The following is a 25,493-nucleotide window of genomic DNA, read 5'->3' on the forward strand; positions in this document are numbered from 1 at the left end:
TGTGGCTGCTGCGGACTTCGAAGAAATCGTCGACGCGTTCGAATTCCTGGAGGACTGGGAGGACCGGTACCGCCATGTGATCGACCTCGGCCGCGAGATGGACCCGCTGCCGGAGGCGCTTCACACCGAGGGCGCGAAGGTGCACGGCTGCGCCAGCCAGGTGTGGATGATCCCGCGCGTGCAGGGCACGGGCCCGGAGGCCGTCGTCACCTTCGACGGCGATTCGGACGCGCTGATCGTGCGCGGGCTCATCGCCGTGCTGCGCACACGCGTGAATGGCGAGACCGCGGGCACGCTGTGCAACCTGGACATTGTGGCCGAACTCGCGCGGCTCGGTCTCGACAAGCATCTTTCGGCGCAACGCTCCAACGGGCTGCGGGCGATGGTTGCCCGGGTCCGGGAAATCGCGGAAACTACGGCAAAAGGGTAGGGCGGTCACACGCCCTGAACCTGTCAGTTCGGGGAGGTGGTCGTCATCGGGCCCGGTCAGGGTCCGGAAAGGGAAAAGGACGTCGATCATGTCGAACCTGCTGAGCGATCTGCTCTCCACCCGGGACTGGCTGATGGCCGACGGGGCGACGGGAACCAACCTGTTCAACAGCGGCCTGCCCACCGGCGAGGCGCCGGAACTGTGGAACTTCGACGCTCCGGAGAAGATCCGGGACCTCTATCGCGGTTCGGTGGACGCGGGTTCGGACATCATCCTCACCAATTCCTTCGGCGGCACGGCGAACCGGCTGAAGCTCCACGGCCTGCAGGACCGGGTGCACGAGGTGAACGCCCGCGCGGCCGAGCTGGCGCGCGACGTGGTCTCGAAGGCCGGGCGGCCGGTGGTGGTCGCCGGGTCCATGGGGCCCACGGGCGAGCTGTTGCAGCCGGTCGGGCCGCTCACCTTCGAGGAGGCGGTCGCCTCCTTCGAGGCGCAGGCCAGGGGGCTGATCGCCGGCGGGGCGGACGTGCTCTGGGCCGAGACCATCTCCTCGGAGGAGGAGATGCGCGCCGCCGCCCAGGCGGCCGCGAACATCGGCGCGCCGTTCTGCGGCACCATGAGCTTCGACACCGCCGGGCGCACGATGATGGGCATCACCCCGGCCATGCTGTCGGGCATCGCCGCGGCGCTGCCGGGCAGCCCGGTGGCCTTCGGGGCGAACTGCGGCGTCGGCGCCTCCGACCTGCTGCGCACCGTGCTGGGCATCACCGAGAACGCCCCGGGCGCGGTGGTGGTGGCCAAGGGCAACGCCGGCATCCCGCGGTACATGGACGGACACATCCACTACAACGGCACCCCGGAGCTGATGGCCGATTACGCGGTGCTCGCCCGCGACTGCGGCGCGCGCATCATCGGGGGTTGCTGCGGCACCACGCCTGCGCATCTCTCGGCCATGCGCCGCGCGCTGGAGACCGTGCCGCCGGGCCCGCGTCCGACGCTGGAGACCATCGCCGGGCGTCTCGGCGGCTTTTCCTCGGCCAGCGACGGCGCCGGAGAGGCCGCCCCCGCCCGGGAACGCCGCCGGCGCCGGGCCTGAGCCCCGGGTCGGTATGGGGCAGAGCCCCGTCGCCTTTGACATGTCGGGCCGCCACGGCGCGTGGCAGGCTCGGCAAATCGTCCCTCATGTGAGCAGGATACCGAGACATGGCCGATGACGACCTCATCCTGAGCGACCTCCCCGACGACGAGCTCGTGCCGCAGATGCACGACGATCTCTACGACGGGATGAAGGAGGAGATCGAGGAATCCGTCCACATCCTGCTCAGCCGGGGCTGGGCGCCCTATGACATCCTCACCCAGGCGCTGGTCGAGGGCATGCGCATCGTCGGCAACGACTTCCGGGACGGCATCCTGTTCGTGCCCGAGGTGCTGCTGGCGGCCAATGCCATGAAGGGCGGCATGACCATCCTCAAGCCGCTGCTGATCGAGACCGGCGCGCCGCGCCTGGGCAAGATGGTGATCGGCACGGTGAAGGGCGACATCCACGACATCGGCAAGAACCTCGTCTCCATGATGATGGAGGGCGCCGGGTTCGAGGTGGTGGACCTCGGCATCAACAACGCGGTGGAGAATTACCTCGGCGCGCTGGAGCGCGAGCAGGCCGACATCCTGGGCATGTCCGCGCTGCTCACCACCACCATGCCCTACATGAAGGTGGTGATCGACACGCTGAAGGAGCAGGGCAAGCGCGAGGACTACATCGTGCTGGTGGGCGGCGCGCCGCTGAACGAGGAGTTCGGCCGTGCCATCGGGGCCGACGCCTACTGCCGCGACGCGGCCGTGGCGGTCGAGACCGCGAAGGAGTTCATCGCCCGCAAGCACAACCGGTTCGCCACGGGCTGAGCATGGAGCCCGACGACACCCGGCTGACGGAGGAGGGGCTGGCCGGCCCCGAGGCCGCGGGCGGGCCCGGACGGGTGCTGCTGATCGCCTGCGGGGCGCTGGCGCGCGAGATCCTCGCCCTCACCCGCGCCAACGGCTGGGAGCATCTCGACCTCACCTGCCTGCCCGCCGCGCTGCACAACCGCCCCGAGCGCATCCCCGAGGCCGTCCGCGGCCGGGTCCGCGCCGGCCGTGCCGCCGGCTACGGCGCGATCTTCGTGGTCTATGCCGATTGCGGCACCGGCGGCCTGCTGGACCGTGTCTGCGCCGAGGAAGGGGTGGAACGCATCGCCGGCCCGCATTGCTACAGCTTCTTCGACGGCAACGAGATGTTCGCCAGCCGGGCGGAGGCGGAGATCGGCACCTTCTACCTCACCGATTTCCTCGCCCGGCAGTTCGACACGCTGGTGTGGCGCGGCATGGGGCTGGACCGCCATCCGGACCTGCGCGACATGTATTTCGGCAATTACGATCGGGTGGTCTATCTCGCGCAGACCGACGACCCCGCGCTCACCGAGCGCGCGCGCGCCGGGGCGGAACGGCTCGGCCTCGCCTTCGAGCGCCGCTTCACCGGCTACGGCGACCTTGCCCCGGTGCTCTCGGGCGTCGCCGGCTGAAGGTCGCGCCCGCGGTCACGGTCCTCCCATCCGGCAATCGCGCGGCCACCGCCCGGGCTGCCCGTGCCAGGGCGGCGCGGAGCGCCCGGAAGCGGGACCAGCCGGGGCAGGGACGCGTTGGGGCCCGGCAGTCCGCTGCAGGATGGCGCGGGCGCTCAGGGTGTCCCGATCCCGGTGAGCTGAAACAGTCTGCGGCCGGGGGGCGAGCCTAGGCGGCGCGGGCGCTCAGGGCGCCTGGAGCCCGGTCAGCCGGCACGGTCTGCGGTCGGGGGGCGAGCCTAGGCGGCGCGGCCAGGCGCGGGCGCTCAGGGCGCCCCGAGCCCGGTGAACCGGCAGGGTCCGTGGCCGGGGGTGCGGCGCGGTCAGGCGTGGGCGCGGGCGCCGATCTCGTCGAAACAGGCGAGCGTCGCCTCCAGCGCCAGCATGATCGACGCGTGGCGGTTCTTGTAGTCGCGCGCGGGGAGGAGCACTTCATAGCCCTCGAAGGGCGCGTCGGGCACCGGGCCGCCCTGCTTGAGCATGGCGCGCAACTGGTCGCGGGCGGTTTCGATCTCGGCGCGGCTGCGCCCGATCACCACCGACCCCAGCACCGAGGCCGAGGCCTGGCCGAGCGCGCAGGCCTTCACGTCCTGCCCGAAGGCGGAGACCCGGCCCTCCTCCAGCGACAGGTCCACCGTGACGGTGGAGCCGCACAGCGGCGAGCGCTTCATCACGCTCACCTGCGGCGCCTCGAGGCGGCTGCGATGCGGAATATCCGCCGCAAGTCCCAGAATGCGTTGGGAATACAGCTTGATGAGGTCTTCGTCACCACTCATTGGCTTCACCTTTCCTTCCGGCCCGTGAGGCCATACATAGGCCTCCCTGACCGAAACGAAAAGCCCGTGGAGCCCGCGCCGATGCCTGCTTTCGATCCCGACAGCCTGACCTATACCGCGGCCGGGCTGATCCCCGCCATCGCGCAGTCCGAGGCGGGGGAGGTGCTGATGATGGCCTGGATGACTTCCGCCAGCATCGCCGAGACGCTGGAGACCGGGCAGGTCACCTACTGGTCGCGCTCGCGCCAGGAGCTGTGGCGCAAGGGCGAGACCTCGGGCCACCGCCAGCGGCTGATCGAACTCAGGGTGGATTGCGACCGCGACTGCCTGCTGCTGATCGTGGAGCAGACCGGGCCGGCTTGTCACACCAATCGCCGCTCGTGCTTCTACACCGCCGTGCGCGGGGGCGCGGAGGTGGAGATCATGGCGCCGCTGGAAGACCCGTCATCCGCCTGATGTCCGCCGGGCTCAGCCCCTCCTCGCGGTAGAGGCGGATGGCGCGGGCATCGTCGCGCTTGGCCAGCCGGCGGCCGGCGGCGTCGCGGATCAGCCGGTGATGGCGGTAGCGCGGCACCGGCAGGCCGAGCAGCGCCTGCAGCAGCACGTGGATCTGCGTGGCGCCGAAGAGATCCTCGCCGCGCGTCACATGCGTGACACCCTGCGCCGCATCGTCCAGCACCACCGAGAGGTGATAGGAGGTGCCCAGCCCGCGCCGGGCCAGCACGATGTCGCCGCAGGTATCGCGCAGCGCCCGGGGCGGGACGCGGATCTCCCCCGTCTCCCCGCCCGGGCCGGCGCCCAGTTCCCGGAAGCCGAGGCGCTCCGCCCGCTCTCCCAGCGCCGCCAGGGCCTCGGGCATGGACAGGCGCAGCGCCATGTCCTCCGGCGGGCTGTCCTGCGTGTCGGGCCCGGGCCAGCGGCCACGGCAGGTGCCGGGATAGACCAGCCCGTCCGGCCCGTGCACCGGCTCCGCCCCCTCCTGCGGTGCCGAGGCGGCGGCCTCGATGTCGCGGCGGGTGCAGGAACAGGAATAGAGCAGCCCGCGCCGCCACAGGCCGAGCAGGGCATCGCGATAGGCCGGCAGGCGGTCGGACTGGCGCAGCACCGGGGTCTCCCAGCGCAGGCCCAGCCAGGCGAGGTCCTCGCTGATGCCCGCCTCCCATTCCGGCCGGGCGCGGGCACGGTCGATGTCCTCGATGCGCAGCAGGAAGCGGCCGCCGGCCGCGCGGGCCGCGTCGAACCCGGTGAGGGCCGAGAAGGCGTGTCCGAGGTGCAGGGGGCCGGTGGGCGAGGGCGCGAAGCGCTCGGTGACCGGCTCAGCGGTGGCGCAGCACATAGACGGTGGAGGTCATCCCGATGCCGGGAAGCTGGTCGCCCTGTTCCTTGAACAGGAACTCGGCATGGCCGGTGTCGACCTGCTCGCGCAGCCGGCCCTCGAAGCCGCCCTGGGCGATGGCATAATCCGACAGGGTGAAGACGAAACAGCCGCCCGACGGCAGGCCGGCCATGATCGCGTCGATCGCCGTTGCGGGCATGTGGCCGGGAAAGAAGGTGCCGACGGCCGCCGCATTCGCGTAAGTGCCCGGCTCCCAGGGAAGAGGCTCGCCGATGTCGCCGCGCATCAGGGCGCGGTAGCGCCCGCCCGCAGCCGCGCGGTCCAGCATCGCCTGGGAGATGTCGATGCCGTCGATGGTGGTGAACCCCTCGGCCTGCAGCGCCGCGGCGGAGAGGCCGGTGCCGCAACCGATGTCGATGAGCGGCGCTGTCCTGTCCCCGGCGAACCGGGCCAGGGCAGCGGCGCAGCGCTCCGGGCCGCAATAGCCGAAGCTCAGCATCTCCGCGTCATACACCTCGGCCCATCGGGTCCAGAGCGCTTCGGTCGCGCCGGGACCTTCGGTTTCCCGGGCCAGTTGCCAGAATGTCTGTTCGCTCATGCGGGTCTCCTTCTGCCGGAGTTTACCCGGCGGAAACCATTTGGCCTAGCCCGAATGCCGAAATCCAGTGATTCCAATCGGTTTTGGCCCGTTCCGTATAGGCACGGGCGCGGTCCTTCTTGCCCCGGCGCCCTTTGGGGCCTTCGCCGAGCGGCGGGAACAGGCCGAAGTTCACGTTCATCGGCTGGAAGGTCGCCGCCTCCGCCCCGCCGGTGATGTGGTGAAGCAGCGCGCCGATGGCGGTGGTGCGCGGTGGCAGGTCCGGTTCACGGCCCAGCCGCTCGGCGGCCGCCAGCCGGCCGGCGAGCAGGCCCATGGCAGCGGATTCCACGTAGCCCTCCACACCCGTCACCTGTCCGGCAAAGCGCAGGCTCGGCCGGGCCTTCAGGCGCATGCGCGCGTCCAGCAGCCGCGGAGAGTTCAGGAACGTGTTGCGATGGATGCCGCCCAGCCGGGCGAAACTGGCATTCTCCAGCCCCGGAATCATCTGGAAAACAGAGGTTTGCGCGCCGTATTTCATCTTCGTCTGGAAGCCGACGATGTTGTAGAGCGTGCCGAGCGCATTGTCCCGGCGCAGCTGCACGATGGCATGGGGTTTCACGCTCGGGTCATGCGGGTTGGTGAGGCCGACGGGCTTCAGCGGGCCCCAGCGCAGGGTCTCGCGGCCGCGCTCGGCCATCACCTCGATGGGCAGGCAGCCCTCGAAATAGGGCGTGTCGCGCTCCCAGTCGTGGAACTCGGTCTTCTCCGCGGCCAGCAGCGCGTCGATGAAGGCCTCGTATTGCGCGCGGTCCATCGGGCAGTTGAGGTAGGCGGTGCGGTCCTCCTCGGTTTCGCCCTTGTCGTAGCGCGACTGGAACCAGGCCTTGGAGAGGTCCACGCTCTCGGCATAGACGATGGGGGCGATGGCGTCGAAGAAGGCGAGGCTGTCCTCGCCGGTGAGGCTCAGCACCGCCTCGGCCAGGGCGGGCGAGGTGAGCGGGCCGGTGGCCACGATCACGCTCGTCCAGTCCTCGGGCGGCAGGCCGGCGATCTCCCCGCGCTCGATGGTGATGAGCGGATGCTCGGAGAGCCTGCGGGTGACGGCGTCGGAGAAGGCGTGGCGGTCCACGGCCAGCGCGCCGCCGGCGGGCAGGGCATGGGCGTCGCCCATCTCCATGATCAGCCCGCCGGCCTGGCGCATCTCCCAGTGCAAGAGGCCCACGGCGTTGCTCTCGTCATCGTCCGAGCGGAAGGAGTTGGAGCACACCAGCTCCGCCAGGCCCTCGGTCTGGTGGGCGAAGGTGGCCACGTGCGGGCGCATCTCGTGCAGGACGACGGGCACGCCGAGCTGGGCGGCCTGCCAGGCGGCCTCGGACCCGGCCATGCCGCCGCCGATGATGTGAATGGGCTGTGTCATGGCGCCGGTTTTACCTGCGCGCGGCGGAACTGACCAGAGGCGGTTTCGCGCTCAGGCCGGGCCGATCAGGTCCCACAGATTGCCGCAGATGTCGCGGAACACCGCCACCTTGCCGTAGGGCTCGCTGCGCGGGCTTTCCTCGAAATGGGCTCCCTCGGCGCACATATGCGCGTGGGTGGCGTCGAAATCCGCGGTTTCGAGGAAGAAGGCCACGCGGCCGCCGGCCTGGGTGCCGATGGCCGCGCTCTGGCGGGCCGTGGTGGCCCGGGCGATCAGCAGCGCGCTGCCGCCGCCCGGGGGGCTGAGCCGCACCCGGCGCTTGCCCTCGCCCAGATCCGTATCCTCGAGCAGCTCGAAGCCGAGCACGCGGCGAAACCACGCGATGGCCGGGTCATACTCGGCCACCACGAGGGTCACCGTGGCGAGGCCGGGGCTCACGCCTCGGGCTCGCTCTCCTCGCCCTCGTCTCCGGTCTCGGCGATCCAGGCGACGGAGACGACCCTCTCGCCCGGGGCGGTGTTGAACACCCGCACGCCGCCGGCAGAGCGCGACCGGAAGGAGATGTTGTCCACCGGGCAGCGGATGAGCTGGCCGGCGCTGGTGACCAGCATGATCTGGTCATCCATCGACACCGGGAAGGAGGCGACCAGCGGGCCGCCGCGCATCGCCTTGTCCATCGCGGTGACACCCTGGCCCCCGCGCCCGCGCACCGGGTAGTCATGGCTCGACGAGAGCTTGCCCGACCCTTTCTCGGTGAGGGTGAGCAGCAGTTCCTCGGCCGCCGACATTTCCGCGTAGCGCTCCGGCGTGATGTCCCCGGCCACGCCGTCCTCGTTGTCGGTCTCGGCTTCCTCGTCCGGAATGCCGGCCACGGCGCGGCGCATCTTGAGGTAGGCCTGACGCTCCTCGGAGGAGGCCTCGAAATGCCGGATGACGGCGGCGGAGACCACCTTGTCGCCCTCCGCCAGCCGCACGCCGCGCACGCCGGTGGAATCGCGGCCCTTGAACACGCGCACCTCCGTGGTCTGGAAGCGGATCGCCTTGCCGAAGGCGGTGGTGAGCATGATGTCATCCTCCTCCGAGCAGATGCGCGCATTCACCAGGCTCACCCCTTCGGGCAGGCGCATGGCGATCTTGCCGTTGCGCATCACGTTGGTGAAGTCGGAGAGCTGGTTGCGGCGCACGTCGCCCTGCGAGGTGGCGAAGACGATCTGCAGGTCCGCCCAGTCCGCCTCGTCGCGGTCCACCGGCATGATCGCGGCGATGCCGGTGCCCGGCTGGATGGGCAGGATGTTCACGATGGCCTTGCCGCGGGAATTGCGGCTGCCGCGGGGCAGGCGCCAGGTCTTGAGCTTGTAGACCATGCCGTCGGTGGTGAAGAACAAGAGCGGCGTGTGGGTGTTGGCCACGAACAGGGTGGTGACGAAATCCTCGTCCTTCATGTTCATGCCCTGCGTGCCCTTGCCGCCACGCTTCTGGGCCCGGTACTCGTCCAGCGGGGTGCGGCGGATGTAGCCGCCATGGGTCACGGTCACCACCATGTCCTCACGCTCGATGAGGTCCTCGTCCTCCATCTCGCCCTCGAACTCCACGATCTCGGAGCGGCGGGGGGTGGCGAACTTCTCCTTCACCTCGAGGAGCTCGTTGGAGATGATCTCCATGATCCGCTCGCGCGAGCGCAGGATGGCGAGGTAATCGGCGATCTTCGCCGCGAGCTCCTGCAGCTCGTCGGTCACTTCCTTCACGCCGAGCGCGGTGAGGCGCTGCAGGCGCAGCTCCAGGATGGCGCGGGCCTGGGTGTCGGACAGGAAGTAGGTGCCGTCCTCGTTCATCTTGTGGGTGGGGTCGTCGATCAGCGCGATGTAGCCCGCGATCTGCTCGGCCGGCCACCGGCGCTCCATCAGCCGGGCGCGGGCGGTGGCGGGGTCGGGGGAGGAGCGGATGGTCTGCACCACCTCGTCCACGTTCTCCACCGCCACGGCGAGGCCGCACAGCACATGGGCGCGTTCGCGCGCGCGGCGCAGCTCAAAGGCGGTGCGCCGGGCCACCACTTCCTCGCGGAAGGTGATGAACGCGGTGAGGAAGCGCTTGAGCTCCATCTGCTCCGGCCGGCCGCCATTCAGCGCCAGCATGTTGCAGCCGAACGAGGTCTGCAGCGGGGTGAAGCGGTAGAGCTGGTTCAGCACCACGTCCGGCGTGGCGTCGCGCTTCAGCTCGATGACGACGCGCACGCCGAAACGGTCGCTCTCGTCCTGCACATGGGCGATGCCCTCGATGCGCTTGTCCCGGGCCAGCTCGGCGATCTTCTCGATCATCACCGACTTGTTCACCTGGTAGGGGATCTCCTCGACCACGATGGCGAAGCGGTCCTTGCGGATCTCCTCGATCCTGGTCTTCGAGCGCATGATGACCGAGCCGCGCCCCTCGGTATAGGCCTTCTTCGCCCCGGTGCGCCCCAGGATGAGCGCGCCGGTGGGAAAGTCCGGCGCCGGCACGTATTCCATCAGGTCGAGCGAGGTGAGATCCGGGCGCTCCATCAGCGCCAGCGTGGCGTCGATCACCTCACCGAGGTTGTGCGGCGGAATGTTGGTGGCCATGCCCACCGCGATGCCGCCGGCGCCGTTCACCAGCAGGTTGGGAAAGCGCGCGGGCAGCACGGAGGGCTCGCGGTCCTGGTTGTCGTAGTTCGGCTGGAAGTCGACCGTGTCCTTCTCGATATCCGCGAGGATATAGGCGGCCGGCTTGTCCATGCGCACTTCGGTGTAGCGCATGGCGGCCGGGGAATCGCCGTCCATCGAGCCGAAGTTGCCCTGGCCGTCGAGCAGCGGCAGCCGCATGGAGAAGTCCTGCGCCATGCGCACGAGAGCGTCGTAGATCGCGCTGTCGCCGTGGGGGTGATACTTACCCATCACGTCGCCCACCGGGCGGGCCGACTTGCGGTAGCCCTTCTCGTGGGTGTTGCCGGTCTCGTGCATGGCATAGAGGATGCGCCGGTGCACGGGCTTCAATCCGTCGCGCACATCGGGGATGGCGCGGCTCACGATCACGCTCATCGCGTAGTCGAGATAGCTGCGCTTCATCTCCTGCTCGACGGAGATCACCGGGCCGGAATGGTCCGGGCGCTGGGGCAGGTCGTCTTCCGGGGTGTCGGTATCGTCGGCCAAAGCTCTGCTCTTTTCTCTACATCTTGTGGACGGAGTATAGGCCACCCGCCCCATGAACCGCAACGCCGCGCCCGGCGATTGCTACGTTTTCGTAACGCTCTTCGCCCAGTCTCGGTGCGGGACATCGTGGAGCGCGGCATGACACTCAGGCTCATTCAAGGCGGAAGCGCCGCGGCAGCGGCTGAAGTCGATCTCCGGGCCCCGGTCTGGCGGCGGTTCGATCTCGAGGCGGTGGGGGAGGCCGGCCTCCTCATCCGGGACTTCCTGCTTCACCACCCGGATTTCTATCCCGGCCGCCTGCTGGGATACCTGCTGCACGTCTCCGGCCCGCACCCGTCGGAGGAGGACCTGGGCTGGCTCGGCGCGATGACCCTGGCGCTGGACGCGCACCAGGACATGGTCCTGCGGCTGAACTTCGGCCCCGCCCGCTCCGCCTCGGCGCTGCGCCTGGCGCAACTGCTGATCGAGGCGGAGATGGAGCTGGCGGACGTGTTCGCCGCGGTCTGCCAGGTGAAGGACGATGCCGCCCGCCTGGCCACCGCGCCGGACACAGCGCTCGCCGCGCCCGATCAGCTTGTGCTGCTGCAGGGGCTCGACACCGTGCTGATGCTCGACCTCAGCCAGATCTCCGAGGCCTATGTCGCCGCCGGAGCGGCGCAGCGCCGTCGGGCCGCGCAGAGGCCGGCGCCGTGACTCAGAACGGGATCTCGTCGTCAAGGCCCCCGCCGCCGCCGCCGGACGGGCCGGAATCGTAGCCTCCGCCATAGTCCCCGCCGCCGCCGCCCTGGCTTCCGCCATAGCTGCCGCCGCCGCCACCACCGCCTTCGCCGCGGCCGTCCAGCAGGGTCAGCTCGCCCCGGAACGGGCGCAGCACCACCTCGGTGGAATAGCGGTCGGCGCCGGACTGGTCCTGCCACTTGCGGGTTTCCAGCTGGCCCTCGATATAGACTTTCGAGCCCTTGCGCAGGTACTGCTCGGCAATCCGCGCCAGCGGCTCGGAGAAAATGGCCACCGAATGCCACTCCGTGCGCTCGCGCCGCTCGCCCGACGCCTTGTCGCGCCAGGTTTCCGACGTGGCGATGCGCAGGTTGACCACCTTGCCGCCATTCTGGAAACTGCGCACTTCCGGGTCGCGGCCGAGGTTGCCGATGATGATGACCTTGTTGACGCTGCCTGCCATGATCTCCTCCGGCGTATCCGATTCCTGTCTGGGCGAGCTTAGACCACATCCGCGATGAGGGAGCCACACCCGGAGCCCTCTTTCGCGTGATTTCGTCCCGCAGGGCCCGGCAGGGGGGTGTCGGCGCCATATTGCCTGACGTTCATGTTTTGTTTACAACATGGAAGACTCGCATTCGCGCCCGCAGCAATTAGATAGGGCGTTCAGGCTCAGAGGGGACCGGTCACATGGCGGAACTGAAGCAGATTTCCATTCGCGGTGCACGCGAGCACAATCTGAAATCCGTCGATGTGGACATCCCGCGCGACCAGCTTGTGGTGATCACCGGGCTCTCGGGTTCCGGCAAGTCCTCGCTCGCCTTCGATACCATCTATGCCGAGGGCCAGCGGCGCTATGTGGAGAGCCTCTCCGCCTATGCCCGGCAGTTCCTCGACATGATGCAGAAGCCGGACGTGGACCATATTTCCGGCCTCTCGCCCGCCATTTCCATCGAGCAGAAGACCACCTCGAAGAACCCGCGCTCCACCGTCGGCACCGTCACCGAGATCTACGACTACATGCGCCTGCTTTTCGCGCGCGCCGGAACGCCCTATTCGCCGGCCACCGGCCTGCCCATCGAGGCGCAGGAGGTCTCGGAGATGGTGGACCGCATCATGGCGCTGGAGGAGGGCACCCGCGCCTACCTGCTCGCGCCCGTGGTGCGCGACCGCAAGGGCGAATACCGCAAGGAATTCGCCGAATTGCGCAAGCAGGGCTACCAGCGCGTGAAGGTGAACGGCACCTTCCATGACCTGGACGAGCCGCCGGTGCTGGACAAGAAGTTCCGCCACAACATCGACGTGGTGGTGGACCGCATCGTGGTGCGCGAGGGGCTGCAGACGCGGCTGGCCGACAGCCTGCGCACCGCGCTGGACCTCGCCGACGGCATCGCGGTGCTGGAAACGGCCGTCCCGGAGGGGGAGGAGCCGCTGCGCACCATCTTCTCGGAGAATTTCGCCTGCCCGGTTTCCGGCTTCACCATTCCGGAGATCGAGCCGCGGCTGTTCTCCTTCAACGCGCCGGTGGGCGCCTGTCCGGCCTGCGACGGGCTGGGGGTGGAGCTGTTCTTCGACGCGCGCCTGGTGGTGCCGGACGAGAGCCTGAGCCTGTCGAAGGGCGCGCTGGCGCCCTGGTCTAAGTCCAAGAGCCCCTACATCACCCAGACCATCGACGCGATCGCCAAGCACATGGGATTCAGGAAGAGCACGCCCTGGCGGGACCTGCCCGACCCCGTGAAGGAGCTGTTCCTGCGCGGATCGGGCAAGGAGGAGATCCCCTTCCGCTATGACGAGGGCGGGCGGGTCTACACCGTCACCCGGGCCTTCGAGGGCGTGATCCCGAACATGGAGCGGCGCTACCGCGAGACCGACAGCGCCTGGGTGCGCGAGGAATTCGAGCGCTACCAGAACAACCGCCCCTGCGGCGTGTGCCACGGCTACCGGCTGCGCCCCGAGGCGCTGGCGGTGAAGATCTCCGGCCGGCACGTGGGCGAAGTGGTGCAGATGTCGATCCGCGAGGCGCTGGCCTGGGTGGAGGACGCCCCGAACCACCTGAGCAAGCAGAAGAACGAGATTGCCCGCGCCATTCTCAAGGAAATCCGTGAACGCCTTGGTTTCCTTGTGAATGTCGGGCTGGACTATCTCACCATGGCGCGCAACTCGGGCACGCTCTCGGGGGGCGAGAGCCAGCGCATCCGCCTCGCCAGCCAGATCGGCTCCGGCCTCACCGGCGTGCTCTACGTGCTCGACGAGCCCTCCATCGGCCTGCACCAGCGCGACAATGACCGGCTGCTCACCACGCTGAAGAACCTGCGCGACCAGGGCAATTCGGTGATCGTGGTCGAGCATGACGAGGAGGCGATCCGCGAGGCCGATTACGTGCTCGACATCGGCCCCGGCGCCGGCGTGCACGGCGGGCAGATCATCGCGCGCGGCACGCCGCAGGAGATCGCGGCCAACCCGGACTCGATCACCGGGCAATACCTCACCGGCACCCGCTCCATCCCCGTGCCGGGCGACCGGCGGCGCGGAAACGGCAAGAATCTCAAGGTGATCGGCGCCACCGGCAACAACCTCAAGAACGTGACGGCGGAGATTCCGCTCGGCACCTTCTGCTGCATCACCGGCGTGTCGGGCGGCGGCAAGTCCACGCTCACCATCGAGACGCTCTACAAGACCGCCTCCATGCGGCTCAACGGCGCGCGCCAGACGCCCGCGCCCTGCGAGGAGATCCGCGGGCTGGAGCATCTCGACAAGGTGATCGACATCGACCAGTCGCCCATCGGCCGCACGCCGCGCTCCAACCCGGCCACCTACACCGGCGCCTTCACCCCGATCCGCGACTGGTTCGCCGGCCTGCCGGAGGCGAAGGCGCGGGGCTACAAGTCCGGCCGCTTCTCGTTCAACGTGAAGGGCGGGCGCTGCGAGGCCTGCCAGGGCGACGGCGTGATCAAGATCGAGATGCACTTCCTGCCCGACGTCTACGTGACCTGCGAAACCTGCAAGGGCGCGCGCTACAACCGCGAGACGCTGGAGGTGAAGTACAAGGGCAAGAGCATCTCCGATGTCCTTGACATGACTGTGGAAGATGGCGTGGAGTTTTTCGCCTCCATCCCGGTGATCCGCGAGAAAATGGCCACGCTGGTGCGCGTCGGCCTCGGCTATGTGAAGATCGGGCAGCAGGCCACCACGCTCTCGGGCGGTGAGGCGCAGCGGGTGAAGCTCTCCAAGGAATTGTCGAAACGGGCCACCGGCCGCACGCTCTACATCCTCGACGAGCCGACCACCGGCCTGCATTTCGAGGATGTGAAGAAGCTGCTCGAAGTGCTGCACGAGCTGGTGGACCAGGGCAACACGGTGCTGGTGATCGAGCACAATCTGGACGTGATCAAGACCGCGGACTGGATCGTCGACATCGGCCCGGAGGGCGGCGATGGCGGGGGAACGGTGGTGGCCGCCGGAACGCCGGAGCAGGTGGCCGAAGTGGCCGCAAGCCATACCGGGCGCTACCTCGTGCCCATGCTGAAGGGCAGGCGCGTGGCGGCGGAGTAACGGCCCCTGCCGGGGTGCGGGCCTGAGCGCCGGGCGAGGGCGCCGGGGTCCGCGGCCCGTGCCGGACGGGTGCCGGAGCCTCCTGCAGGGGCGGGCGCGGCGCCGGCCGGAGCGTTTCGCACACGAAACACCCCCGCCGGGCAGCCGGCGGGGGTGTTTGCGTTCGGGGGCCGTGGGTCAGAAGCCGTTGAGCGCCTGCACGGCGGCGAGCACCTTGTAGGTGGTGTCGGCCACGCGGAGGATCTCGTTGTCCACGCGCACGTAGCGTTCGCCGCGTGCCGGCGGGCGCAGGCCGTAGCGGTCATAGTCGCGGATGATCACGTAATCCACGCCGCTGGGGATCGGGTAGCCCACGCGGTAGCGCGGCGCATGGTCGTCACGGCCCCGGTGGCCGTCATGATCGTATTTCTTCGCCTGGCCCGGGGGCATGCAGCCCTTCTTCGCGAGGCCCGGCGGGCAGCCGTGAGGGTCGGCGAGCGCCATCGGTGCGGTGGCTCCGCCCAGCAGGGCGGCACTGAGGAAAAGTGCGGCGACGCGGTTCATGGTCAACTCCTTAACACAACCGGAACACTGATCCGGGTACAGGTCTCCTTGGCAACGCCGCGAGAGGCCCGATCGTTGCATGCAATCCGCGATCGGGGCCGCGGCGGGCATGCAACAGCGCGGCCGTCAAGGCGCTGCCCGGAGGGTTACACGACGAATGGCTGGTTGACCGTCGGGAAAAAGCTGCGTCATTCTGTCGGTAAAATAACACACAGGAGGTACCGACCATGATCGTCCAGCAGATTCTCGGCCAGAAGCCTGTCGACGGCATCGCCTACGTGACCCCCGGGTCAGGCGTGGACGAGGCGGTGAAACTGCTGTCGACACGGCGCATCGGTGCCGTTGTCGTCTCACGCGACGGCAAGACCGTGGACGGCATTCTCTCCGAACGTGACGTTGTGCGCGAACTGGGCCAGAGCGGGTCCGTCGTGCTCGAAAAGCGGGTGGAGGAGATGATGACCCGCCAGGTGCGCGGCTGCGCGCTGTCGGACACCGCCGAGGACGTGCTGGAGGCGATGACCGCCGGGCGCTTCCGCCACATGCCTGTGCTGGAGGGCGGCTGCATGGTGGGGGTGATTTCCATCGGCGACGTGGTCAAGGCCCGCCTCTCCGAGATCCACATGGAGAAGAGCGCCCTGGAAGATATGATCAAGGGCTACTGATCGGCGCTTGATTTCGCCCGCGCAATATTGTTGCGTTCGCCGGAGCATTCGGCGAGGGAGCGAAACATGCGCATTGGTCTGTACCCGGGAACCTTCGATCCCATCACGCTCGGGCACCTGGACATCATCCGCCGGGCCATGTCGCTCGTCGACCGGCTGGTGATCGGCGTGGCGATCAACCGCGACAAGGGCCCGCTGTTCTCCTTCGAGGAGCGGGTGAGCATGGTGGAGCGCGAATGCGCGCCTTTCGCCGCGGAAAGCGGAACCGAAGTGGTGGTTCATCCGTTCGAGAATCTGCTGATCCACTGCGCGCGGGACGTGGGGGCGACCCTGATCGTGCGCGGGCTGCGCGCGGTGTCGGACTTCGAGTACGAGTTCCAGATGGTCGGCATGAACCGGGCGATGAGCGATGACGTGGAAACCGTGTTCCTGATGGCGGACGCGCACCACCAGGCCATCGCCTCGCGGCTGGTCAAGGAAATCGCGAGGTTGGGCGGAGATATCTCGGCTTTCGTCTCCCCGGACGTGGCCCGGGAGCTCATCGAGAGACTGAAAAAGCGTTGAGCAACCTGAGGTTGCATTGACCCGGAGGCTCAGCGGCGGTATGTGAGCCGCGAAACACTCAGGCAAGCGAAAGGCGGATTCCGTGCGTTACCCCCTGAAGGCCCTCGTGGCGGCGTTTTCCGCTTTCGTGCTGCTGACCTATTCCATGCCTTCCACGGCACAGACAACGGAGGCTCCACAAGTGAGCGAACGCGACGCCGAGAATACCCTGATCATCGAGCTGAAGACCGGCAAGGTGGTCATCGAGATGATGCCCGATGTGGCTCCCAAGCATGTGTCGCAGATCAAGGCGCTCGCCCGGGCCGGCCAGTATGATGGCGTGGTCTTCCACCGTGTGATCGACGGTTTCATGGCGCAGACCGGTGACGTGGAGTTCGGCGACAAGACCGACGGCTACAATCCTCGGCGCGCCGGCACCGGCGGCTCGGACCTGCCGGACCTGCCGGCGGAGTTCTCCAACGTGCCCTTCGATCGTGGCACCGTGGGCATGGCCCGCTCGCAGAACCCGAACTCCGGCAACTCGCAGTTCTTCATCATGTTCGCCGACGGCCATTTCCTGAACGGCAATTACACCGTCTGGGGCAAGGTCGTGGACGGCATGGAGTTCGTGGACCAGATCGTGCGCGGCGAGCCGCCTGCGGACCCGGACGAGATGATCTCCGTGAAGGTTGCCGCCGACGTCGAGTGACACCGCCGCCCGCGGGCGGAGCGGATACAGGGAGGGGGCGCGCCCGGGCCGGGCGCGCCCCCTTTCGCATGTGCCCGGGGCAGGCCGCGGGCTCAGGGCAGGGCGCGCACGCGGTCTGTGGCCGCGGTGACCAGCGCGAACAGCACATGCCCGGTCAGCGCCACCCAGGTGATGCCGGTGAAGCCGAGAAACGCCGGCAGCCCGGCGATGAGATGCGCCATGATGAACAGCGCGAACACCCACAGCGCCACGCCATAGGCCAGCGCCGGCAGCAGCCAGTGCAGCGCCGGCGCCAGCCGTTGCCACAGCGGGCGCACGATGATCATCCAGCCCAGCGGATAGGCGACCAGCCCGGCCACGTAATGCAGCAGGTTCGCGGCCGGCGTGTAGGGCGCGCCGGTGACGGTTTCGATCACGCTGTTGGCCAGCGGCACGGGCGCGAGATTCGCGCCGCCCAGCATCGGGCTGATCGCCTGGCCGTACAGGTCGAAGGCCGCGGTCGAGAGCGCCCCGGCCACGAACATTGTGGTGAGGCTGCGCAGCGGCATGTCCGCCGGCCGGCTGCCGGTTGTCCGTGTAGGCTCTGTCATCGGTTCCTCCCTCATCATGACTGTGGAGCGACAGTGCGTGCGCGGGGCGGGCCTGAACAGCCACCTGTAACGAATAGCACCGGCTTGTGTGCCGGCGCGGACCCGGCGTGATCGACTGAAACATTCGGGCCGCCGCGGGTTGACGGGGCGGCCGATTCCCGGCACAGGCGCGACATGAAACTTGCCGATTTCGACTTCGAGCTCCCGGAAGAGCACATCGCCCTGCGCCCGGCCCGGCCGCGCAGCTCCGCGCGCCTGCTGGTGGCGCGCGGGCGCGACATCACGGATTCGACGGTGGCGGACCTGCCGGACTGGCTGCGCCCCGGCGACATGCTGGTGTTCAACGACACGCGGGTGATCCCGGCGCGGCTGTTCGGCGAGCGGCTGCGCGAGAGCGCCGACGGCCCGGGCCTCGCGCGCATCGAGGCCACGCTGATCCGCCGCATCGACGCGGCGCGCTGGGAGGCCTTGGCGCGGCCCGGCAAGCGGCTGCGCGCGGGCGACCGGCTGCGCTTCGGCACGCTGGGCGCCACGCTGGAGAGCCGGGGCGCGGCCGGCTCGGTCACACTTTGTTTCGACATCGCCGGGCCGGAGCTGGACGCGGCCATCGCGTTGGCCGGGCAGATGCCGCTGCCGCCCTACATCGCCGCCCGGCGCCCCGCCGACGAGCAGGACCGGACGGATTACCAGACCGTGTTCGCCGAGCGCGACGGCGCCGTGGCCGCGCCCACCGCCTCGCTGCATTTCGACGACGCGCTGCTGGAGCGGCTCGCCGCGCGCGGCGTGCTCTCCACCCGGGTCACGCTGCACGTGGGCGCGGGCACCTTCCTGCCGGTGTCGGTGGAGGATGTCTCCGAGCACAGGATGCATTCGGAATGGGGCAATGTCTCCGGGCAGGCCGCCGCGGACATCCGCGCCGCGAAGGCGGCCGGCGGGCGCATCATCCCGGTGGGCACCACCGCGCTGCGGCTGATCGAGACGGCCGCGGCCGGCGGCGCCATCGCGCCCTGGAGCGGCGACACGGACATCTTCATCACCCCCGGCCACGTGTTCCGCGTGGCGGACGGGCTGATGACCAACTTCCACCTCCCGCGCTCCACCCTCATGATGCTGGTGTCCGCGTTGATGGGAATGGAAGAAATCCGGCGCATCTATGGACATGCGATCGCATCCGGCTACAGATTCTACTCCTACGGGGATTCTTCGCTGCTGCTGCCTGATCGCTGACGGCGCCACGACCACGACCATACACCGAATGCGGCCCCGCGGGGCCCTGCACTGAAGGAGAGCGGACGTGCTGAAGGTCCTGCGAGATCTCTGGCCGCTTCTGGGCGGTCTCATGTTGCTGATGCTGGGCAATGGCATGCAGGGAACCCTGCTTGGCGTGCGCGGCGCGCTGGAGGGGTTCGGCTCGCTGGAGCTGTCCTTCATCATGTCGGCCTATTTTCTGGGCTACCTGTTCTCCGCCCGGCTCACGCCGCGGGTGATCGCGAAGGTGGGGCATGTGCGGGTGTTTGCCGCCTATGCCTCGCTGATCTCGGCCTGTTTCGTGCTCTACGCCGCCATCCCGGACCCGATCGCCTGGTTCGTGATGCGCGTGGCGGTGGGGTTCTGCTACTGCGGCGTCTACGTGGTGGTGGAGAGCTGGCTGAACGATTCGACCTCGAACGAGACCCGGGGCCAGGCGCTCTCGGCCTACATCTTCGTGCAGATCATCGGCATCATCGCGGCGCAGGTGATCATGAACTTCGCCGATGCGGACGGCTACGTGCTGTTCGTCATCATCTCGGTGCTGGTGTCGGTGAGCTTCCTGCCGATCCTGCTCACGGTGAGCCCGGCGCCGGTGTTCCACACCGCCCGCCCGATGACGCTGATGCAGCTCTACAAGGCCTCGCCGCTGGGCATCGTGGCCGCGTTCCTGCTGGGCTCGTTCTTCTCCTCCATCTTCGGGATGGGGGCGGTCTACGGCTCGGCGCAGGGGCTGAGCGTGCAGCAGATCACCATGTTCGTCTCCGCCATCTACGCCGGCTCCCTGGTGGTGCAATACCCGCTGGGCTGGCTGTCGGACCGGATGGATCGCCGCCAGCTCATCATGTACGCCTGCGCGATCTCGGCCTTCGGCGGGCTGATCGGCATCTGGGCCGGCTCCTCCTTCATGCTGATCCTGATCGCCGGCGCGGTGATGGGCGGGCTGGGCAGCCCGCTGTGGAGCCTCGTGGTCGCCCACACGAATGACTATCTCGATCATCAGGACATGGCCTCGGCCTCCGGCGGTCTGCTGTTCGTGAACGGCATCGGCGCCGTGGGCGGCGCCCCGGTGCTGGGCTGGCTGATGGACACGCTCGGCGCCTGGACCTACTTCGCCTTCAACGGGTTGCTGATGGCGCTCATCGCGCTCTACGCCCTCTACCGCATGACCCAGCGCGCCGCGACCCCGGTCGAGGACACCACGCCCTACGCCCCGGTTCTGCCCACCGCCTCGCCGGTGGCCCATGAGGTGGCCAGCGAGATGGGCGCCGAGCTGGCGCAGGCCGCGCATGAGGAGGAGAGCGGGCAGGCGGCTTGACAGGCCCGCCCGCCGCGCGCAACCGTGAGGCAAGGCGTCGCCAAAGGCGCCGTGACAAACACGCTAGGGGGAAACATGACTGCCGATCCGGCCGAGATCATCGATTTCTGGCTCAATGATGTCGGGGAGGAGGGCTGGTACAATTCCACGCCGGACCTCGACCGCGAGATCCGCCACCGCTTCGGGCAGGACTGGCGCATGGCGCGGGCCGGCGCCTATGCGGACTGGATCCTGAAGCCGGCTCCGGCGCTGGCGCTGCTCCTCCTGCTCGACCAGTTCCCGCGCAACATGTTCCGGGGCGAGGCCGAGGCCTTCGCCTCCGACGGCAAGGCCCTGCAACTGGCCAAGCGCGCGCTGGTGCTGGGCCATGACCTGCGGGTGGAGGAGAAGGCGCGGCAGTTCTTCTACATGCCGCTGATGCATTCCGAATGCCTCTCCGACCAGGAGCGCTGCTGCCGGATGTTCCACCTGCGCACCGGCCCGGACAGCGCCGACAACCTGCTGCACGCGCGGGTGCACCGGGAGATCATCCGCAGGTTCGGCCGGTTCCCCACCCGCAACGAGTCCCTGGGCCGTCCGCTTTCCGAGGCGGAGGCGCGCTGGCTCGACTCCGGGGGCTATTCGCAGGTTCTGGAGGAGCTTGCGGACTGAATCTCCCGGGTCCGGCCCCGGGCGCCCGGGCCTCCCGTCCCGGGCATGGCTGCCATGCGAGCGGAGTTTTGCACTGGCGGCGGAAATATGGTTTAACGCTAAACCATAATCTGGCGAGAGGAAGCATCGCATGGGCAAGCAGAGTTTTGACGTCGTCGTGATCGGCTCCGGTCCCGGTGGGTACGTGGCTGCGATCCGGGCGGCACAGCTCGGTCTCAAGACCGCCGTGGTGGAGCGTGAACTGCTGGGCGGCATCTGCCTCAACTGGGGCTGCATCCCCACCAAGGCGCTGCTGCGCTCGGCGGAGGTGTTCCACACCATGCAGCGCGCGAAGGATTACGGGCTGAAGGCCGAGGGCATCAGCTTCGACTTCGACGCGGTGATCAAGCGTTCGCGCGGCGTGGCCAAGCAGCTCAATTCCGGCGTCACCCATCTTCTGAAGAAGAACAAGGTGACCGTGATCATGGGCACCGCCACCATCCCCGCCAAGGGCAAGGTGACGGTGAAGACCGAGGCGGGGGAGGAGGAGCTCTCCGCGCCGAACATCATCCTGGCCACAGGCGCGCGGGCGCGCGAGCTGCCGGGGCTGGAGGCGGATGGCGATCTGGTCTGGACCTACCGCCATGCGCTGCAGCCGCCGCGCATGCCGAAGAAGCTGCTGGTGATCGGCTCCGGTGCCATCGGCATCGAGTTCGCCAGCTTCTACAACGCCCTCGGCGCGGACACGACCGTGGTCGAGGTGATGGACCGGATCCTGCCGGTGGAGGACGCCGAGATCGCGGGCATCGCGAAGAAGCAGTTCGAGAAGCACGGCCTGAAGATCCGCGAGAAGACCACGGTGAAGACGCTCGAGCGCGCCAAGGGCAAGGTCACCGCCCATATGGAGAAGGGCGGCAAGACCGAGACGGAGGAGTTCGACACCGTGATCTCCGCCGTCGGCATCGTCGGGAACACCGAAGGGCTTGGGCTCGAGGCGCTCGGGGTGAAGGTCGACCGCACCCATGTGGTGACGGACGCCCATTGCCGCACCGGGGTGGAGGGGCTCTGGGCGATCGGCGACATCGCCGGCGCGCCGTGGCTGGCGCACAAGGCCAGCCACGAGGGCGTGATGGTGGCCGAGCTGATCAAGGGCCTGCATGCCCACCCGGTGAAGCCCGAGAGCATCGCCGGCTGCACCTATTGCCAGCCGCAGATCGCCTCCGTCGGCCTCACCGAGGAGAAGGCCAAGGCCGCCGGATATGAGGTGAAGGTCGGCCGCATGCCCTTCATCGGCAACGGCAAGGCGATTGCGCTGGGGGAACCGGAGGGCCTGGTGAAGACCGTGTTCGACGCGAAGACCGGCGAGCTGCTCGGCGCCCACATGGTCGGCGCGGAAGTGACCGAGCTGATCCAGGGCTACGTGATCGGCCGCACGCTGGAGACCACCGAGGCGGAGCTGATGGAGACGGTCTTCCCGCATCCCACGCTGTCGGAGATGATGCATGAGGCGGTGCTCGACGCCTATGGCAAGCGCATCCACTTCTGATCCCGCGCGCCCCGCTCCGGCGGGGCGCCGTCACGGCCGGAGGGCGCCATGATCCGTCTCGACTCGCTGGATCACCTGGTGCTCACGGTGGCGGACATCCCGCGCAGCATCGCGTTCTACACCGAGGTTCTGGGCATGCGGGAGGAGCGATTCGGCGCCGGGCGCAGCGCGCTGCGCTTCGGTGACCAGAAGATCAACCTGCACCAGGCCGGCCGCGAGTTCGAGCCGAAGGCGGCGCGGCCGGGCCCCGGCACGGCGGACCTGTGCTTCCTCACCTCGGTTCCGGTGGCCGGGGTGATTGCTGCGTTGCAGCGCCACGGCGTGGCGGTGGAGGAGGGGCCGGTGGCGCGCACCGGGGCGCGCGGGCCCATCCTGTCGGTCTATCTCCGGGATCCGGACGGCAATCTCATCGAGATCGCGAACCCTGCCGGGTGAGGGCCCGGCAGGGCACGCTGCTGCGGATCAGCGCAGGGTCGCGAGGCTGGCGCTGTTGCCCCGCCAGTCCTGGGTCTTGCCGGTGGTATGCGCGGCGACCCCGAACACGGCGGGAAGGGCGATCAGCGCGACGAGCACCGCCACGGCGATTGCAGTGGCGGAGAGGCGCTGGCCGGTGCGCGCGGGGCGCACGGGGCTGGACATCGTGAGATGCATGGCTCTGTCTCCTGTGACGATCGCCCGGCCGGTTCTTCGGTCGGGCCCGATCTGGTCACAGGGATATGGCATCGCCCCGGCCATTATTGAAATGAATGTTTGAGCTCCGTCGCATCACGTCCTGTGATGGCATGATCCCGTTCCCGTTCCCGTTCCCGCCCCGGCCCCGGGTGCCGCGTCCAGCGCCTGGCGGGCGCGGGCCAGCACGGTGGCGGGGGCCGGGGCTGCGTCGAGGCAATGCCACCCCGGGGGCGGAGCCGCCTGTGGTTGGCGGTGCATCACGGCGGAATCGGCGTCCGAGGCGTCACCGCGGCGTCGGGCGAGGCGGTGGCAGAGGGTTTCGGTGTCCGCGTCCAGCCACAGGCCGGTGAAGGGCAGGGCGCAAGCCCCGGCCAGTGCCGCGGCGTGCCGCTGCATCTGAGGCTCCAGGAAGGCGGCGTCGAGCACCACGGTGGCGCCGGCCCGCAAGGCGCGGCGCGCATCCGCGAACAGACGGCGGTAGACCCGCGCGGAGACACCCGGCGCATAGGCCCCCGGGCCGGGCCGGGCCTCGGGCGCCATGCCCAGCATCCGCTTGCGGATCTCGTCCGAGCGCAGGATCACCGCGCCGTGCAGCCCGCGCGCCAGCCCGGCGGCGAGCGTGGACTTGCCGGTGCCCGAGCGCCCGCTCACGGCCAGCAGGCGCGGCGCGGGCGGGGGCGCGCAGGCGGCGATGGCGAGGTCGAGGAAGGCGCCGGCCGTCACCGCGCCCTGCGCCGCATCGGGCGACATCAGCGCCACGAGCGCCCGCACCGCCGCGCGCACCGAGACCAGAGGCGCCATGAGGTCGAGCGCCGCGTAGTCGCGCGTGGCGGCAAGGTAGCGCGACATGAGCTGCGGCACGAGGGCGGCCTCGCCGCGATGGATCAGGTCCATCACCGTGAAGGCGATGTCGTAGAGCAGGTCGATCCGGCTGAAGCCGGGCGCGAACTCGATGCCGTCGAACAGCCGGATGCGGCCCTCGTAGAGGCAGATGTTGCCCAGATGCAGGTCGCCGTGGCAGGCGCGCACCGCGCCGTGGCGGGCGCGCGCTTCCAGCCGGGCGCAGAGGGCCGGGGCGCGCGGGGTGATCAGCGATGTCCAGCGCGCCACCGCGGCGGCGACGGGCTGGCCGCGCGCCGCCGTCTCCAGCCGCCCGGTGAGCTCGGCCAGCGTGGTGCGGAACGGCTCCGGCTGGTCGGCTGCGGCGATGCGGCGGGCCGAGAGGTGCAGGGCGGAGATCTCGTCGGCCAGCGCACGGACATGCGCCTCGTCGAGGGCGCCGCGGGTGGCCACCCGGTCGAGCAGGTCCTCCTGCGGGAACCGCCGCATGTGAACCAGATACTCCACCGGCGCGCCCGGCCCGTCGATGCGCAGGCCCTCCGGCCCGTCGCACAGCGCGGCGAGGCCGAGATAGAGCTCCGGCGCCGTGCGCCGGTTCAGCGCCAGTTCCGCCGCGCAGCTGAGGCGGCGCTTCTCCAGCGTGTCGAAATCGGCGAAGCCCACACACAGCGCCTTCTTCATCTTCCAGGCCGATTGCCCGGCGAGGAAGACATGCGACAGGTGCGTCTCGATATGCTCCACCTCCGCGCCGCCATGCGCGGCGGGGGAGGCGAGGAAGGCAACGGCCCGCCGTTGCGAGAGCGCGGCGTTCGGGCTGGGATCGGCCAGGGGCATGTGGGGAGGGTCCTCGGGGGCGCTTTGAGCGGGAGGGCGCCGTGGCGCCCCTCCCGCAGGGTCAGGCGGCCCTGGCCGGCACGGAGAGCTTCGGGGCGTCCATGGCCGGCACGGGGGCCAGCTCGGGCACGGCCTGCACGGTGTCGTGCAGCGACTCGATGCAGAGCCGGGTCAGGCTGGCGAATTCCTCGCCATACTGTTTCACCGCGGTCTCCATGAAGGCGGTGGAGAGGGTGAGCGCCTCCTGCGGCGTGCGGCAGCCGGAGCCTTCGACGAGGGCCTTGCGGTCCTCCTCCAGGCGCATCCGGATGAAGTCGGCGCAGGTGCTGCTCATCCGGCTGGCGCGGGCGAGCGCCTGCGACTGGAGGTCGAGCGTGGCCCTGAGGGCCCGTTGCTGGGCCTCCAGGAAGGGTGTGATCGAGAAATGCTTCTCGAAGGCGTAGGCCTGTTCGGGAGTGGGCTTGCTGCTGGGCATCGGCATGTTCCTTGGTGTGGGAATCGGACCTCGCAGTCACAGGCTCGCACGGCGAGGGGGACAGGGGTTTGATCTGGGTCAAGCCCGGGCGAAATCAGCCGGTGCGCGGCCCGGTGAGTCTCACGATTGCGGCAGATTGCGCGTTCGCCTGCGCCCAAGTGCCGAAAGTTCCGGCAAAGTCCCCTATTGAAACACGCATTGCCTGATATTCAGGCGGAATGCGAACGGAATGCGGCTTGCATTCCTTTGGTATACCAGAAGAATGCAGGTGGACCGCAGCACATTGTCCGTGCCGCGGAGACCTGCGAGGAGGC

The 25,493-nt window shown here is 69.0% G+C and carries 27 protein-coding genes; 15 read left to right on the forward strand and 12 right to left on the reverse strand.

Features of this window, described 5'->3' with window-relative positions; translation table 11 throughout:
• Nucleotide 1: 1 nt before the first annotated feature.
• The 4 genes from FDP22_RS12920 to FDP22_RS12935 all read left to right on the forward strand — a co-directional run bounded on the left by FDP22_RS12920 (nt 2) and on the right by FDP22_RS12935 (nt 2,988).
• On the forward strand, nt 2-430 hold the full coding sequence (locus FDP22_RS12920; protein WP_138574223.1) for a SufE family protein: 429 nt from the start codon (nt 2-4) through the stop codon (nt 428-430).
• Between the two features lie 88 nt (nt 431-518).
• Nucleotides 519-1,526 carry a betaine--homocysteine S-methyltransferase gene (gene bmt / locus FDP22_RS12925; RefSeq protein ID WP_138574225.1) on the forward strand — a complete coding sequence of 336 codons (1,008 nt, stop codon included), beginning with the start codon at nt 519-521 and terminating at the stop codon, nt 1,524-1,526.
• Nucleotides 1,527-1,633: 107 nt separating this feature from the next.
• On the forward strand, nt 1,634-2,332 hold the full coding sequence (locus FDP22_RS12930; protein WP_138574227.1) for a corrinoid protein: 699 nt from the start codon (nt 1,634-1,636) through the stop codon (nt 2,330-2,332).
• A 2-nt stretch (nt 2,333-2,334) separates the two neighbouring features.
• Nucleotides 2,335-2,988 carry a DUF1638 domain-containing protein gene (locus FDP22_RS12935; RefSeq protein ID WP_138574229.1) on the forward strand — a complete coding sequence of 218 codons (654 nt, stop codon included), beginning with the start codon at nt 2,335-2,337 and terminating at the stop codon, nt 2,986-2,988.
• A gap of 362 nt (nt 2,989-3,350) precedes the next feature.
• Here the strand turns inward: FDP22_RS12935 and FDP22_RS12940 are convergent, their stop codons facing one another.
• A complete protein-coding gene (locus FDP22_RS12940; protein WP_138574231.1) occupies nt 3,351-3,803 on the reverse strand; it encodes an iron-sulfur cluster assembly scaffold protein in 453 nt (150 codons plus the stop codon).
• 81 nt (nt 3,804-3,884) lie between these two features.
• Between FDP22_RS12940 and hisI the strand changes: the two genes are divergently transcribed.
• Entirely contained in the window at nt 3,885-4,259 is a 375-nt protein-coding gene (gene hisI / locus FDP22_RS12945) for a phosphoribosyl-AMP cyclohydrolase (RefSeq protein ID WP_138574233.1), read from the forward strand.
• On the opposite strand, the gene gluQRS is transcribed toward hisI, so the two are convergent.
• The 5 genes from gluQRS to gyrA are packed head-to-tail and all read right to left on the reverse strand — an operon-like array spanning nt 4,225 to nt 10,300.
• The gene (gluQRS, locus tag FDP22_RS12950) at nt 4,225-5,139 is read right to left on the reverse strand and encodes a tRNA glutamyl-Q(34) synthetase GluQRS (RefSeq protein WP_138574235.1); all 915 of its coding nucleotides are present in this window, start codon (nt 5,137-5,139) and stop codon (nt 4,225-4,227) included. The two genes, hisI and gluQRS, sit on opposite strands and share 35 nt — an antisense overlap.
• Nucleotides 5,120-5,737 carry a class I SAM-dependent DNA methyltransferase gene (locus FDP22_RS12955; protein ID WP_138574237.1) on the reverse strand — a complete coding sequence of 206 codons (618 nt, stop codon included), beginning with the start codon at nt 5,735-5,737 and terminating at the stop codon, nt 5,120-5,122. The genes gluQRS and FDP22_RS12955 overlap by 20 nt, the downstream gene beginning before the upstream one ends.
• 22 nt (nt 5,738-5,759) lie before the next feature.
• Nucleotides 5,760-7,136, reverse strand: a complete 1,377-nt coding sequence (gene trmFO, locus FDP22_RS12960; protein ID WP_138574239.1) for a methylenetetrahydrofolate--tRNA-(uracil(54)-C(5))-methyltransferase (FADH(2)-oxidizing) TrmFO — start codon at nt 7,134-7,136, stop codon at nt 5,760-5,762.
• 51 nt (nt 7,137-7,187) lie between these two features.
• On the reverse strand, nt 7,188-7,574 hold the full coding sequence (locus FDP22_RS12965; RefSeq protein ID WP_170317692.1) for a VOC family protein: 387 nt from the start codon (nt 7,572-7,574) through the stop codon (nt 7,188-7,190).
• Nucleotides 7,571-10,300, reverse strand: coding sequence for a DNA gyrase subunit A (gene gyrA / locus FDP22_RS12970; protein ID WP_239031766.1), 2,730 nt, complete (start codon nt 10,298-10,300; stop codon nt 7,571-7,573). The genes FDP22_RS12965 and gyrA overlap by 4 nt, the downstream gene beginning before the upstream one ends.
• Before the next feature lie 138 nt (nt 10,301-10,438).
• On the opposite strand from gyrA, the gene FDP22_RS12975 reads away from it, so the two are divergent.
• On the forward strand, nt 10,439-10,993 hold the full coding sequence (locus FDP22_RS12975; RefSeq protein WP_138574241.1) for a hypothetical protein: 555 nt from the start codon (nt 10,439-10,441) through the stop codon (nt 10,991-10,993).
• Between the two features lies 1 nt (nt 10,994).
• On the opposite strand, the gene ssb is transcribed toward FDP22_RS12975, so the two are convergent.
• On the reverse strand, nt 10,995-11,480 hold the full coding sequence (ssb, locus tag FDP22_RS12980; protein ID WP_138574243.1) for a single-stranded DNA-binding protein: 486 nt from the start codon (nt 11,478-11,480) through the stop codon (nt 10,995-10,997).
• 227 nt (nt 11,481-11,707) lie between these two features.
• Between ssb and uvrA the strand changes: the two genes are divergently transcribed.
• Nucleotides 11,708-14,569 (forward strand): excinuclease ABC subunit UvrA, encoded by a 2,862-nt coding sequence (gene uvrA, locus FDP22_RS12985; RefSeq protein ID WP_138574244.1) that lies wholly within the window; start codon nt 11,708-11,710, stop codon nt 14,567-14,569.
• A 177-nt stretch (nt 14,570-14,746) separates the two neighbouring features.
• Here the strand turns inward: uvrA and FDP22_RS12990 are convergent, their stop codons facing one another.
• Nucleotides 14,747-15,112, reverse strand: coding sequence for an RcnB family protein (locus FDP22_RS12990; protein ID WP_239031767.1), 366 nt, complete (start codon nt 15,110-15,112; stop codon nt 14,747-14,749).
• 227 nt (nt 15,113-15,339) lie between these two features.
• On the opposite strand from FDP22_RS12990, the gene FDP22_RS12995 reads away from it, so the two are divergent.
• The 3 genes from FDP22_RS12995 (at nt 15,340) to FDP22_RS13005 (ending at nt 17,026) form a co-directional block, all read left to right on the forward strand.
• Nucleotides 15,340-15,774, forward strand: coding sequence for a CBS domain-containing protein (locus FDP22_RS12995; protein ID WP_138574246.1), 435 nt, complete (start codon nt 15,340-15,342; stop codon nt 15,772-15,774).
• A gap of 66 nt (nt 15,775-15,840) precedes the next feature.
• Complete coding sequence (gene coaD / locus FDP22_RS13000; protein ID WP_138574248.1) at nt 15,841-16,338, forward strand: pantetheine-phosphate adenylyltransferase; 498 nt, start codon at nt 15,841-15,843, stop codon at nt 16,336-16,338.
• Between the two features lie 145 nt (nt 16,339-16,483).
• Complete coding sequence (locus FDP22_RS13005; RefSeq protein ID WP_170317774.1) at nt 16,484-17,026, forward strand: peptidylprolyl isomerase; 543 nt, start codon at nt 16,484-16,486, stop codon at nt 17,024-17,026.
• A gap of 92 nt (nt 17,027-17,118) precedes the next feature.
• On the opposite strand, the gene FDP22_RS13010 is transcribed toward FDP22_RS13005, so the two are convergent.
• A complete protein-coding gene (locus FDP22_RS13010; RefSeq protein ID WP_138574250.1) occupies nt 17,119-17,616 on the reverse strand; it encodes a hypothetical protein in 498 nt (165 codons plus the stop codon).
• 174 nt (nt 17,617-17,790) lie between these two features.
• Between FDP22_RS13010 and queA the strand changes: the two genes are divergently transcribed.
• From queA to FDP22_RS13035, 5 genes are all read left to right on the forward strand, one after another.
• Nucleotides 17,791-18,843, forward strand: coding sequence for a tRNA preQ1(34) S-adenosylmethionine ribosyltransferase-isomerase QueA (queA, locus tag FDP22_RS13015; RefSeq protein WP_138574252.1), 1,053 nt, complete (start codon nt 17,791-17,793; stop codon nt 18,841-18,843).
• 67 nt (nt 18,844-18,910) lie between these two features.
• Nucleotides 18,911-20,182: an MFS transporter gene (locus tag FDP22_RS13020; RefSeq protein WP_138574254.1), complete on the forward strand. Its 1,272-nt coding sequence runs from the start codon at nt 18,911-18,913 to the stop codon at nt 20,180-20,182.
• Nucleotides 20,183-20,257: 75 nt separating this feature from the next.
• Nucleotides 20,258-20,833: a DUF924 family protein gene (locus FDP22_RS13025; protein WP_138574256.1), complete on the forward strand. Its 576-nt coding sequence runs from the start codon at nt 20,258-20,260 to the stop codon at nt 20,831-20,833.
• A 130-nt stretch (nt 20,834-20,963) separates the two neighbouring features.
• A complete protein-coding gene (gene lpdA, locus FDP22_RS13030; RefSeq protein WP_138574258.1) occupies nt 20,964-22,358 on the forward strand; it encodes a dihydrolipoyl dehydrogenase in 1,395 nt (464 codons plus the stop codon).
• A 48-nt stretch (nt 22,359-22,406) separates the two neighbouring features.
• Nucleotides 22,407-22,793: a VOC family protein gene (locus FDP22_RS13035; protein ID WP_138574260.1), complete on the forward strand. Its 387-nt coding sequence runs from the start codon at nt 22,407-22,409 to the stop codon at nt 22,791-22,793.
• A gap of 27 nt (nt 22,794-22,820) precedes the next feature.
• Here the strand turns inward: FDP22_RS13035 and FDP22_RS13040 are convergent, their stop codons facing one another.
• From FDP22_RS13040 to FDP22_RS13050, 3 genes are all read right to left on the reverse strand, one after another.
• Nucleotides 22,821-23,009 carry a hypothetical protein gene (locus FDP22_RS13040; RefSeq protein ID WP_138574262.1) on the reverse strand — a complete coding sequence of 63 codons (189 nt, stop codon included), beginning with the start codon at nt 23,007-23,009 and terminating at the stop codon, nt 22,821-22,823.
• Nucleotides 23,010-23,123: 114 nt separating this feature from the next.
• Nucleotides 23,124-24,704, reverse strand: a complete 1,581-nt coding sequence (locus FDP22_RS13045; protein WP_138574264.1) for a bifunctional aminoglycoside phosphotransferase/ATP-binding protein — start codon at nt 24,702-24,704, stop codon at nt 23,124-23,126.
• A 61-nt stretch (nt 24,705-24,765) separates the two neighbouring features.
• Entirely contained in the window at nt 24,766-25,179 is a 414-nt protein-coding gene (locus tag FDP22_RS13050; RefSeq protein ID WP_170317693.1) for a phasin family protein, read from the reverse strand.
• Nucleotides 25,180-25,493: the final 314 nt, after the last annotated feature.

Origin of the sequence: Paroceanicella profunda, from assembly GCF_005887635.2 — a bacterium.
Classification (GTDB): Bacteria; Pseudomonadota; Alphaproteobacteria; order Rhodobacterales; family Rhodobacteraceae; genus Paroceanicella; species Paroceanicella profunda.